12 protein-coding genes are annotated in these 12123 nt (G+C 30.3%); 6 read left to right on the top strand and 6 right to left on the bottom strand.

The annotated features are described in order from the left end of the window. The first annotated feature begins 127 nt into the window (after positions 1-127). Entirely contained in the window at positions 128-634 is a 507-nt protein-coding gene (locus LQ598_RS00320) for an antibiotic biosynthesis monooxygenase family protein (protein ID WP_016912886.1), read from the top strand. Between the two features lie 213 nt (positions 635-847). On the opposite strand, the gene ecsB is transcribed toward LQ598_RS00320, so the two are convergent. Together ecsB and LQ598_RS00310 are read right to left on the bottom strand one after the other, a co-directional pair. Beyond that, positions 848-2068: an ABC transporter permease EcsB gene (gene ecsB / locus LQ598_RS00315; protein ID WP_107592746.1), complete on the bottom strand. Its 1221-nt coding sequence runs from the start codon at positions 2066-2068 to the stop codon at positions 848-850. Next, entirely contained in the window at positions 2061-2798 is a 738-nt protein-coding gene (locus tag LQ598_RS00310; protein ID WP_107557133.1) for an ABC transporter ATP-binding protein, read from the bottom strand. Before LQ598_RS00310 ends, ecsB begins: the two co-directional genes overlap by 8 nt. A 128-nt stretch (positions 2799-2926) precedes the next feature. On the opposite strand from LQ598_RS00310, the gene LQ598_RS00305 reads away from it, so the two are divergent. The 5 genes from LQ598_RS00305 to LQ598_RS00285 all read left to right on the top strand — a co-directional run bounded on the left by LQ598_RS00305 (position 2927) and on the right by LQ598_RS00285 (position 6074). Continuing rightward, positions 2927-3349: an HIT family protein gene (locus tag LQ598_RS00305; protein ID WP_107557132.1), complete on the top strand. Its 423-nt coding sequence runs from the start codon at positions 2927-2929 to the stop codon at positions 3347-3349. 64 nt (positions 3350-3413) lie between these two features. After that, entirely contained in the window at positions 3414-3791 is a 378-nt protein-coding gene (locus LQ598_RS00300) for a YtxH domain-containing protein (RefSeq protein WP_016913027.1), read from the top strand. A 96-nt stretch (positions 3792-3887) separates the two neighbouring features. Then, positions 3888-4433 carry an HTH-type transcriptional regulator Hpr gene (locus tag LQ598_RS00295; RefSeq protein ID WP_016913026.1) on the top strand — a complete coding sequence of 182 codons (546 nt, stop codon included), beginning with the start codon at positions 3888-3890 and terminating at the stop codon, positions 4431-4433. 37 nt (positions 4434-4470) lie between these two features. Further along, the gene (locus tag LQ598_RS00290) at positions 4471-5034 is read left to right on the top strand and encodes a DUF3267 domain-containing protein (RefSeq protein WP_016913025.1); all 564 of its coding nucleotides are present in this window, start codon (positions 4471-4473) and stop codon (positions 5032-5034) included. A gap of 71 nt (positions 5035-5105) precedes the next feature. Next, entirely contained in the window at positions 5106-6074 is a 969-nt protein-coding gene (locus LQ598_RS00285; RefSeq protein ID WP_107557131.1) for a peptidylprolyl isomerase, read from the top strand. Positions 6075-6467: 393 nt separating this feature from the next. On the opposite strand, the gene yhaM is transcribed toward LQ598_RS00285, so the two are convergent. The 4 genes from yhaM to LQ598_RS00265 form a co-directional block, all read right to left on the bottom strand. Beyond that, a complete protein-coding gene (gene yhaM / locus LQ598_RS00280) occupies positions 6468-7409 on the bottom strand; it encodes a 3'-5' exoribonuclease YhaM (protein WP_016912003.1) in 942 nt (313 codons plus the stop codon). Continuing rightward, complete coding sequence (locus LQ598_RS00275) at positions 7406-10339, bottom strand: ATP-binding protein (protein ID WP_107559286.1); 2934 nt, start codon at positions 10337-10339, stop codon at positions 7406-7408. Before LQ598_RS00275 ends, yhaM begins: the two co-directional genes overlap by 4 nt. Before the next feature lie 4 nt (positions 10340-10343). After that, positions 10344-11528, bottom strand: a complete 1185-nt coding sequence (locus LQ598_RS00270) for a metallophosphoesterase family protein (protein WP_016912005.1) — start codon at positions 11526-11528, stop codon at positions 10344-10346. A gap of 218 nt (positions 11529-11746) precedes the next feature. Further along, on the bottom strand, positions 11747-12115 hold the full coding sequence (locus LQ598_RS00265) for a YlbF/YmcA family competence regulator (RefSeq protein WP_016912006.1): 369 nt from the start codon (positions 12113-12115) through the stop codon (positions 11747-11749). Positions 12116-12123: the final 8 nt, after the last annotated feature.

Below are 12123 nucleotides of genomic sequence, written 5' to 3'. Positions count from 1 at the left end.
ATATTCTATTATAAAGACATCTTTGTGTACAAAAATTCATAAATTATACAAAAGATTTAATGAATCAGTTGATTTTAGCGCTTACATGTTTATAATCAAATTAAAGAGATATAGGAGGTTTGTAATTATGAAATGTTATATAACAACAGGTACGTATCATTTTCTTCATAGTATTTTAAAAAAATATCCTGAAGAAAACATTCATCATTATACGAGACAAGATACGACGGTACTTATTCATGAAACATCTGGAGAAACAGTATTCTCACAACCTAGAGAATATCGAATTCTAGAATCTAAAGGTGAATTTGTTAATCATGAATTTTTAGCTGTTAGCTACATTCCTGTATCAGAAGAAATGCAACACCGATTTGAAAATCATTATGTAGATATTGATGGTCAGTTTGATAACTTTGAAGGTTTTGAATCATTTAGACTACTTAGACCTAGAAAAGGCGATACTTATATGATTATTGTTGGTTTTGATTCAAATGAACTTTATGAAGATTTTACGAAATCATCATTATATACAGAATATTTTTCAAGAGATGCTACGAGAAAATTCTCAGGTGCAGATCAATATTCAACAGCAAATTATACTAAATATTGGTATAGACCAGATGAAGATGAATAAAACAAAAGGGAATCTAGGACATTAACATCCTAGATTCCCTTTTGTTTTGTACTCAAGATTTTATAAAGTGCTGACGCCCGGGGGAATAGTATGAGAGAGAGACTACAGGCTCGAGCCATACCCCAGGCAAGCATGCACTTTCAAAATCGTAAGATTTTAAAATATAAAAATATCTCTTCACTAGGCTATGACCTAATGGAGAGATATTTTATTTTAGTCTCTCAATAATTCTTGATGTTTTTTAATCTTTTTAATCGATGAATCTATCGTTAACCAACCTACTATAAAGAATACAACTACAAAATATGTTGTTGATAGGAATTTAACAATATATATAATCGACAGAATAACACCTAATATTAACATCATATTTATTAAAAACTGATGATAGCCTTTTATGACTTGATGTTCACTGACTGGCCATACTTGCGGCCATAAACCATATGCTTGCTGTTTATAAAATTGAGAAAGTTGCAAAATAAGTAAATACATTATCAACGCGCCAAGTATAGCGGAGATAACTGATTGATCTATCCACCATATAAGCAGTAACCCAATGATTAAAAATCTTAAAACAATGAAGAATGCATCTTTACCCCTTGCGAAACTTCTTACAAACAAGTATTTATACATATAGTCTTGATTAAATTTCTTCGACCTTGGTACTTTTAAAAATACATCTAAATATCTTCTTCTAACCGTTCTTTCATTTAACACTTTTACATCTGTGAACATATTGACGAATTTATAGTAATTCATTTTATGATTATGTTCTAGAGATACCAATGTTTCCCACTGATAAAATGTACCTCTATTAATGTTTTCCATTAATATAATCAGCGCTATCAATATGACGATAGTCAATAAGCCTGAAAGCATCGCTACTTTTAACGTTGTATAATACCCACTAGCAAATACGATAAAAAGCAAGACATTAACGCCCCATATTTCTAAGCCATATTTTAGCCAGAACCATTTTATAACTAAACCTAATATTGGAAAGATGAAACTTAATACCATTACAGTAATGTATAAATGAAATTCGCTTCCCAATAATTGATAAAATAATGGAAGGCCTATCACTAGAATTACGACTGGTAAATAAAGTCTATTTATATAACTATAAGTTATCGCTTTTTTTATATATGTTGATAAATGCTTTTCAAACGGTAATAAATATAACTTATCCGCTTCTCGAAACAACGTTCTCATTGGAAAGATTGAACAAATAGATAATACTAAAGAAACAATCAATCTATAATTAATATTTTGAGGAATATCTTTCAACCAATTACTGTAGCCTAACGCAAATGCCCCGAGCATAATTGTTAAAAAAATTAAAAAATGACCATTAAATATAAATTTATTATACTTAAGCTTCTCTAACACTTCTTCTTTTTGTCTTAAGTTATATAAAGTTTTAGCATCATTCATAACTGTCACCTTGTGTTAAATGGATATAAATATCATCCAATGTTGCATTTGTAAGACCAGTTTCAGCTCTTAATTCATCTAAATTCCCCATTGCGATCAACTTACCTTGATGTAAAATAATAAACCTATCACAATATCTTTCCGCAGTTGCTAAAATATGCGTAGACATGAGTACGGATGAACCTTGATTACGTCTTTCTACTATTAAATCTAACATTGTTTGAATACCGAGCGGATCTAATCCTAAAAATGGTTCATCAATAATGTATTGTGTTGGCTCGACTAAAAAAGCACATACAATCATAACTTTTTGTTTCATACCTTTAGAAAAATGAATCGGAAATACTTTTAGCTCTTTATCAAGTCTCAACCTTTTCAATAACGGCATAGCTTTTGACATTGCAGTATCTTTATCTATTCCATATGCCATTGCAGTCATATATATATGTTCTTCTAATGTTAACTCATCATATAATACTGGACTTTCAGGTATATATGTAAGATTTCTTCTATATGATTCTATATCTGATTTGATATCAATATTATTTATGGACATCTCACCTTTTTGTGGTGTTAATAAACCTAATATATGTTTAATAGTCGTACTTTTTCCCGCACCGTTTAATCCTATCAGTCCGACGACTTCACTTGGTTTACATTCGAATGAGATATCATGGATAACAGCCTTTTTCCCATATCCACCTGTTAAATTGTTCACTTTAATTGTCACGTGAAAACACCTCCAAAGTATATTGTAGCATGTTCTCATTGTTACATTCATTAAATAATATCTTTATCAGTGAGATGATACTACTTGCATGATATAATAAAGCTAATATTTACATAGGAGATGATATTATGTCAGAAACAATCTTTAGCAAAATTATCGATGGTGAAATTCCTTCTTACAAAATTTATGAAAATGATTATGTCTATGCTTTCTTAGATATATCTCAAGTTTCTAAAGGTCATACACTTCTCGTACCGAAAAAAGCATCACCTAATATTTATGAAACAGATCCTGAAACGATGAAACATATAGCAGAAGCGTTACCGATTGTCGCTAATGCTATTAAAAAAGCATTCAATCCAGACGGTTTGAATATCATCCAAAATAATGGCGAGTATGCTTCACAATCTGTATTCCATATTCATTTTCATTTAATCCCAAGGTATAAAGAAGACATAGATGGATTCGGATATATTTGGAATACTAATGAAGACCGAATAGATGACGATAAAAAGGCAGAAATTGCAAAAACGATCCAGCAACAATTTTAATTCATTGCATATTTTCAAGCTTTAAGGGTATATATTCAAGTAAGAGAAATCAAGGAGGAATATTATGAAATTTTCAAGATTAGCTATCGGTGTTGGTGTAGGACTTGTTACTGGTTTTACAACAGCAATATTAAATACAGATCGTTCAGGTGATGCTTTAAAGACAGATTTAAAATCCACTGCTGACGGTTCAAAAATTCAATTAAGCGAAATTAAAGACAATGCTATGGAAATTAAAGATTATGTATTAAAAACTAAAGATGAAAGCCAAATTGCCATTCAATCGTTAAGTGAAGAAATCAAAACGATGATTAATGAATTTAAAGCAGATATCAATCCAAATATCGAACAAATTCAGAAAAATATTGAGAATATAAGCAATCGTGGAAATGAAATCCAAAAAGAAATCCAAAATACGAAGCTTCCGTTTCTAAAAAAATAGAAAACGTGTTAAAATTATTATATTATGAAAGTGTTATATGTAAGCATGATACATTAGTATCATGCTTTTATTATACAATTAAAGGGGGATATTGCGATGGCGAACGAACGGGACATGATCGAAAAAATGTTATTCACACATAAAGTTTCTCAATTATCTAAAGCTTTATGGAAGACGATTGAAAAAGATTGGCAACAATGGATTAAACCATTTGATTTAAATATTAATGAGCATCACATTCTTATTATCATCAGAAGTTTAGACGAAGCAACAATTTCAGAAGTTAGTAAATATGGTGTTATGCATGTTTCTACAGTTTTCAATTTTGCTAAAAACTTAGAAAAACGCGGCTATTTAACGATGCCTAAAAGCCAACATGATAAACGTACAACATATTTAGAGTTATCGGATAAAGGGCTTGAAGTATTAAGAAAAACGTATGTGAGCTATACAAACGATACGAATAGATTATATGATATTGCAGCTGAATATGAAAAAGTTATGTATAGTATGCCAGAGTTTACAGATGTAAAGTATATTGTTGGGCAAATATACGGCAGTGACTTTATTAATCACATTGAACAAAACCACGAACAATTAAGAAAATATCTACTTGACGAACACTCTGAGGATGATGCATAATATCAAGATAAATCTAACTTAGAAGGTGACGTATCTTATGTTCTTATGTTCTAAATCAATTAACATACATTCTCGATATGGACTACAGAGAATCGTATTAATCAGTGCTTTAGTTTCATTTTTAACATTTATAGTCACTTACGAAATATTTAATTATATACAAACACAACCATTAAAGGACGATAAGTTTATTTTATTCTTATTCGTCCTTTGCTTAATTTATCCAATCCATAAATTATTGCACTTGATTGTACTAATTTATTATCGTAAGTCATTTAAAATGAATAAAACTACTAAAGCGAAACGCGCTTTACCATTATATAATATTAGAGTGGATCAACCCGTTAATAAAATTGTGTTTTGTTTAGCACTTATCTGTCCATTAATTGCAATAACTACCCTATCACTTGTATTAATTAATATTATCCCTCAATATGGACACTACATTTTATTTATAATGTCTATAAATATTGGTATATCAATTATTGACTTACTTTATTTTAAAATAATTTTATTTACAAAAAGAGGTACTTATATTGAAGAAAGAAAGAACGGTATCGAATTGTTAACAAAACGTTCACTGGATGCTGAACATTTATAAGTTATTTTTTGTATTTAAATTACTAAATATGCTATATTTATCATTGTATTCTTACAAAAGGAGTTCTATTTATGAAATCAATTAAAAAAATAGTGTTACCTATAACACTTTCAGCATCTGTATTAACATTAGGAGCTTGTGGTAACGGTTCAGATAACTCCGGAGAAACTTTAGTTGAAACTAAGGCTGGAAATGTAACTTCACAAGACGTTTTAGACAAGATGGGTAACAACGAAGTAGCCCAAAATGCATTCCAAATTGTACTTAACAAAGTCTTAAAAGATAAATACGAAGACAAAGTTGATACTAAGAAATTAGACGAACAAGTTGATAAACAAATTGAGCAATATGGTGGTAAGAAGAAATTTGAAGAAGCACTTCAACAAGAAAAACCAGGTGCAACTTTAGAAGACTTTAAAGAATCTCAAAAAACTTCTAAATTCCAAGAAGAATTTATCAATGATGCGGTGAACGTTTCCGATAAAGAAATTGATAAAAACACTAAAAAAGGTTCTCATATCTTAATAAAAGTTAAATCAGAAGATTCAAAAGATGGTTTAAGTGATAAATCAGCTAAGAAAAAAGCTGATGAATTACTAGCTCAAATTAAGAAAAATCCAGATGACTTCGACAAAATTGCTAAAAAAGAATCACAAGATGAAGGTACTAAAGATAAAAATGGTTCACTAGGTTTCGTATTGAAAGGTCAAATGGATGAATCATTTGAAAAAGCACTATTCGACCTTAAAGACGACGAAATTTCAGATGTTGTTAAATCTCAATATGGATACCATATTATAAGAGCAGATAAAGGCGAAGCATCTAAAAAAGAAAAAGACAGCCTTAAAGAACAATATCGTCAAATGAAAATTCAAAAAGAACCTAAGATTATCATTAATGCTTACAAAAAATTATTAGATGAATACAAAGTAGATTACAAAGATAAAGACATTAAAAAAGCAATTGAAGATAACATCTTAAACGAAAAAGCACTACAACAACAACAAATGCAAGCAGCACAACAACAGTCAGCTAGCTAAAATATGATATAACAAAACGAAAAGTTTTGGATATTAAAAAAGAGCGTAAATTCTTTGAAAATAAGAATTTGCGCTCTTTTTATTTTATCTTTTAAGTCTTCGTGCGCTTTGCTCGTAAATTTATCATGTCATGGCTCACATGATAAATAGAACCGTTGATTTTATCATGTCAGGCTCCACTTGATAAATAGAACCCTTGATATTATCATGTCATGGCTCACATGATAAATAGAACTCTTGATTTTATCATGTCAGGCTCGAGCTATATCCCCTAGGCAAGCATCACTTTCAAAATCGTAAAATTATAAAACATAAAAAAGATCTCTTCACTAGGCTATAACCTAATGAAGAGATCTTTCATTTTAACTACGGGTATTTATGTCCCTACCTGTTTTAATCTAACGTTTCAGGTTTATAAAATTGTCTATTCTCTAGAGCAAAGATACGTTCTGTATATTGACCTTTATCTACTTTTTTAAGATGCTTTTCAAACATCATCATTCTAGCATCAATATTATCGATAAAGTGCAAAATCTCAGCTTCTTTTACCATTGGTAATTTTGGTGAGCCGTATTCTAATTTACCATGGTGACTTAATACTAAATGTCTTAGTAATAGTACTTCTTCACCTTCTATATTGTGTTCTTTAGCTACTTGCGATATTTCATCACTTACTATAGAAATATGACCTAACAAATTACCTTCTACCGTATAAGTTGTTGCGACTGGTCCTGATAATTCCTTCACTTTTCCTAAGTCATGCAAAATAACACCACTATATAATAAACTTCTATTTAATATTGGATATATGTCACACAAAGCTTTTGCTTGCCTCAACATTGTCACGACATGATAACTGAGTCCTGAGACGAAATTATGATGATGTGAGCTCGCTGCTGGGAATGTGAAATATTCTTTTTGATATTTTTTGAGTAATATACGTGTAATTCTTTGTAATTTGGCATTCTCAATGTCTAATAAAAATGTCATAATTTCTTCTGACATTTCATCAATTGTTAATGGTGCTGCTTCTAAAAAGTTTTCTAGTTTTACATTATCTTCGTCTACAGCAACTCTAAATTGATTAATTTTCATTTGTTTACGTCCGCGGTAATCTATTACATCACCTTTAACGCGTATAATTGTCTCAGGTACAAGTAATTGAATATCTTCGCTTGATACAGTCCATACTTTAGCTTCTATATCTCCACTCTTATCTTTCAAGTAAAGTGTCATATATGGTTTACCTTGAGCAGTTACACCTTGAATGGCGCGATGTATTAAAAAATAATGATCAACTGGGTCTCCTGGCTTTAATGTTTCGATTGTTCTCATTTGCTCTTAGCTCCTTCTATTTTTGTCAGAGTTATCGTTTGTTTTTGTGGTACGTTTTGATCTTTGTTACATGTAAAGTAAAGTATTTGAATATCTTCTGACATGCTCATTAAATATTTAATCATAATTTCTTTACGATGTTTATCAAAGTGGACAAATGCGTCATCCACTATTATCGGGAATGGATAGTATTTTTGCAAGGATTTAATCAAGCTAAATCTAAGCGCAATATACAACAGTTCTTTTGTTGACTGGCTTAACTCAGTTGGATGGAATACTTGACCATTTTCATGTCTTACTTGTACATTTTGGTCTTCATAGATCACTTGATTGTATCTATCTTCTGTTAATGCACTTAAAATATCTGTTGCATCTTTCACAACATAAGGTAATCTCTTATCCTTAATTTGCTTAATATGCGCTTCAACTAAGTTTTGCAAATAACTTAATGCTGCCCAATCATTTGCTGTTTCATTAACTTTATCTTTAAGTAAATGATATTCATGTCTCAATGCTGACAATGTTTCATCGGTTTCCATATGATTAATTTTAGCATTTAAATCACTAAGTTCTGCTTGTACATTTAAGTAGTTGTCATTGTATTCATCAACTTGCAGTTCTAATTGATTTCTTTCATTTTCTAAATCCGTTTTCGTCATATAACTTAGCTGAGTATTTTTATCATAATCATAATTATGATTGTTGAGCAACTCAGTTAAATAGTTAAATCTCTCCATATCCTCATTATATGATATGTAAGATTTATGATGTCGATAATATGATTCTTCATCTTCTACATTAATGAAGCTAAATAATGATTGAATCACGTTATTGTTTTCTTCTAGTCTTTTTGAAAGCGCAGTGATTTCGTTTGTAAGCAGTGCTTGTTGTTCAACATTTCTTGATTGAATGTTAAATTCTTTTTGATGCTCATCTAAAGCTTGTTTTACGTCATGAAATAATGAAACCTTTTGATAATGTAATCGTGCATGACTTACGATACTTTCTGCTTCAAGATAAAATGCTTCAAGATCCGAATGTTTCTCATCTCTTAATTTAGTTAAACGCTTGATTTCGAATCTATTTTGCTTAATTTTCTTAATGGTCGTTAACGCATCATTTAATAATTGAGATGACAGTTGATTAGAAACGTGGATACTTGCTTTTGTTTCTTTTAATGCACGTTCTTTCTGCTCTATTATTTCTTCGACTTGTTCTAACTCTTTCTTCAATTCAGCTTTCTTTGTATTTAAAATTTCTTGCGATTGGTAATAACCTTCTAATTCTTGTCTCATTTTAGTCTGTTCATCTAAGTTAAAATCTAAATCATAAAATTGCTTTAAATGTTTAACCTTTTCTTCTAATTCATCTATCTCTTTAGAAAAAGCTTGATCATGATCTAAGTTTTTAGATTTTATAAAGAAAGATAATACGACTAAAATTATACCAACTATCGCAAAGATTGCACTAAATATAAGCTGAGAAGCGATAAAAGCATATATTGCAATTGCTATTAATAATATGCCACCGATACATGAAGCTAATTTATATTGCTTACTTCTTTTTTCACTTTCTTCTTTTTGCTTTTTAAAGCTTTCTTCCATTTTTTTATAAAGTGATTTCTTCTCGCCTAACTCTAAAGCTTTTTGGTTGTAAACTTTCTTTTGTTCATAATTTTCGTCAGAAACTAAATCATTGTGCAATCTATCAACATTATTATTGTATCTATCTCGCTCAATATCCAATTGATTTAAAGTTCGTTTTATTTGTTCACGTTCAACTACATTTTCTTCTTTAACACGATTCACTTCTGCTATATGCGTCTTCATCGCTTCAGAAGTATCAACATCTAAATATTCATCATTCCAACCAATGTCTTGACGCAACAGTTCATTATCTCGTTCTGTATCATCAATTTGTTTGTTTAATTGCTTTAATTCTTGATGCTTTTCTTTAATATCTGATTCTCGTTGTCTAATACTATTTAAAGCTTTTTCATCTCTTTCAGACATAACGTTCACATGATCTAAAGTATGAACAACTTGCGCTAGCTTTTCATTTCTTAATGTTAAATCACGCTTAATACTTTCATTTGAACGTACTGCAGATTCATATCTTTCAATACCTTGCTCTGGAAATTCATACGGTTCTATATTTAAGTTCGTTTCTAGCTTTTTCCATTCTACAACATCATTATGTAAAAAAATTTCTTTTTCTTTATTTGTTAATCGATTTGTAAGGTTGCCTAAATTATCTTTTAACTGATTGAGTCTTCTCGATATTTTATCACGTTCATCTTGAAGTCTTTCGTATTCCGATAACTTCTTTTCTTCGTTTTTAATTTTTATTTCTAAATCGTTTAACTGTTCTAATTGAACATTTAAAACTGGATTTTTACCATTCTTTTTATACAGCGCTTCTTTTTCACTTTGCATTAAATCGCTCATACCGGTAAATTCAGTAGAACCTAAAGCACCTGCTTGTAATAAGTACATTTGAAGTTGATCTTCAGTTAAATTTTTATGAATATCTTGCAATCCTAATACATTAAAGGAGAAGATACCTTGATATGTCTTTTTATTAATATAATTAAGCTTTTGTTTGAGCCATTCTTCGTCTTTAATTTTACCATTTGAAAGGTAAACTTTCACGTCGCCAGTAACACGACCTTTGACTCTTTCTACTTCCACTTTTTGACCATCAAATTCCAGTTCTAATTTACCACCGTATTGATTGCCAAGACGTGGTTCTAACCTTGGCTCATTCTCTTTTTTTGTTGGAAACCCAAATAAAATAGAGTGTATAAAAGCTTGAATTGTAGATTTACCTGCTTCATTTTCTCCATATATTTGCATAAAACTTTGATCAAATTTAATTTTTCTAGACATGAGTTGGCCATAGCCATAAATTTCTAAGGATATTATTTTCATCGCTTTAACCTCTCATTCTTCTTTTTAAAATAGCTTCCCCGCGTTCAATCAATGCCTGTTTGTCAATATCGCTAAATGGTTCTAAGAAACGATTGGCTTTAGGGTTCATATACAAATCACTTAATGCATCTTCAAGAATGGTATCATCTTGCAAAATATCATCGTTGAATTCATTAGCTAATGCTATTTCAGAGTCTTGTTCAAAAAAGACATTTAACTGTTCGATAAAAATAAAGTTTGTTTGGTTTTCTTCAAATTCTTGAATAAGCTGGATAACTTGATTGATTTCATCTTGTTTTAGAACGTCATCATGTTTAACATAAACATCTAATTGATAAAATGCTTTTCCTTCAGTACGCACACTATCTTTGAATTTTTGAATGGCTTCATATAAAGCATGTTTGCCTTGAGCTTGTGTTTCAATTACTGCTTTTTCAAAACGTATGTACTGTGTAGGTTTAAAAGTAGCCTGCAATTTAGACTCATCGCCTTCAACAAGCAAATATCCTTTCTCACCTTTTTCTTTGAAGTGACGAGCTTGTATGTTTCCTGAATAATGTATTTGAGAAAGTTCACTAATCATTGCTCTTTCGTGAATATGTCCTAATGCCCAATAATGATATAACTTACTATTTAAGTCTTCAATATTAAATTCCGTATATCTCTTCTTTACATTCGAAGCTTGCGAATAAGTCCCATGTAACACACCAATATGTATACCTCTATTACCTGTTGATTCTGGATATTCATCTACTTTGTTCTCGTAACTTTGATCTTTTTGGTAGCTAAACCCATGTAAGTAAACAACCTGACCGTTTTTCGTAATGAGTTGATGCGTAGATACTTGGTCGGTGAATACAGTAACGTTTTCTGGCCATACAGTATGAACACCTATTGATAATGGATCATGGTTACCATGTATGATATATACAAATATTTGTTCTTGTTCTAGTCTAATAAATTGCTCTCTAAGAAACACTTCTGCTCTAAGCGTTCTATTATCTTGATCAAATAAATCTCCTGCAATGACAACAAAGTCTACTTGCTCTTTAATAGCTTCATCCACAATTTTTGTGAAGCTATAGTAAGCACTTTGTTTAACATCTTTTAAAATAGAAGGGCTTAAATAATGTCTAGACTTAAATGGACTATCAAGGTGTAAATCCGCACAATGTATAAATTTAATCATATACCTAACCTCTTTCAATATTAGCTCATTTCTTAATTATTTTATTCAAGCTCAAACAATAGAATAATCAGATTTAATAAAGACTTTTAATGCTTTAATTTTACCATATTCCATGGCTGTACGATACATTGGACAGGTAAGAAAGCCGTTATAACAAAATAAAAAAACCTTATTAGATACTTGTTGTATCTAATAAGGTTCACAAGAATTATAACGTATTAACCTTCTTGATTTTCTTCAAGGCTACCATAGATATCTTCTAATGGTCTCATGATAACGCGGTTTAAATCTTGAATTAATTGACTCATAGCTTGTTCAGCTTGCATTAATTCAGCGATTGTATCATTTTGTTCAATTTCTTGAGCAGATTTTTGAGCTCTAGCGATATCTACTTCTGAAATTTCTTCGCCTTGCATTTGTTTAGTTTGTAATTCTAATTGAACTTCACGGAATTCATCGAATAACTTTTTAGTTTCTGGATTAGCATTAACTTTTTCGTATTGTTCTTTAATTTTGTTATATTCTTCACTTTCACGTAAAGTTTGTTCTAGTTCATTCGCTTTGTCGTAAATGTTTACTTCTGCCATAATTAATT

Source organism: Mammaliicoccus sp. F-M27 (assembly GCF_022387115.1).
In the GTDB taxonomy this organism is placed as follows: domain Bacteria; phylum Bacillota; class Bacilli; order Staphylococcales; family Staphylococcaceae; genus Mammaliicoccus; species Mammaliicoccus vitulinus.
The sequence above is the reverse complement of the archived record's forward strand: the minus strand, read 5'-3'. Positions and strand labels throughout refer to the sequence as shown.

Coding starts and splice junctions, on each gene's coding strand:
- LQ598_RS00320 (WP_016912886.1), top strand. CDS start 128: ATGAAATGTTATATAACAACAGGTACGTATCATTTTCTTCATAGTATT.
- ecsB (WP_107592746.1), bottom strand. CDS start 2,068: ATGAATGATGCTAAAACTTTATATAACTTAAGACAAAAAGAAGAAGTG.
- LQ598_RS00305 (WP_107557132.1), top strand. CDS start 2,927: ATGTCAGAAACAATCTTTAGCAAAATTATCGATGGTGAAATTCCTTCT.
- LQ598_RS00300 (WP_016913027.1), top strand. CDS start 3,414: ATGAAATTTTCAAGATTAGCTATCGGTGTTGGTGTAGGACTTGTTACT.
- LQ598_RS00295 (WP_016913026.1), top strand. CDS start 3,888: ATGGCGAACGAACGGGACATGATCGAAAAAATGTTATTCACACATAAA.
- LQ598_RS00290 (WP_016913025.1), top strand. CDS start 4,471: ATGTTCTTATGTTCTAAATCAATTAACATACATTCTCGATATGGACTA.
- LQ598_RS00285 (WP_107557131.1), top strand. CDS start 5,106: ATGAAATCAATTAAAAAAATAGTGTTACCTATAACACTTTCAGCATCT.
- yhaM (WP_016912003.1), bottom strand. CDS start 7,409: ATGAGAACAATCGAAACATTAAAGCCAGGAGACCCAGTTGATCATTAT.
- LQ598_RS00275 (WP_107559286.1), bottom strand. CDS start 10,339: ATGAAAATAATATCCTTAGAAATTTATGGCTATGGCCAACTCATGTCT.
- LQ598_RS00270 (WP_016912005.1), bottom strand. CDS start 11,528: ATGATTAAATTTATACATTGTGCGGATTTACACCTTGATAGTCCATTT.
- LQ598_RS00265 (WP_016912006.1), bottom strand. CDS start 12,115: ATGGCAGAAGTAAACATTTACGACAAAGCGAATGAACTAGAACAAACT.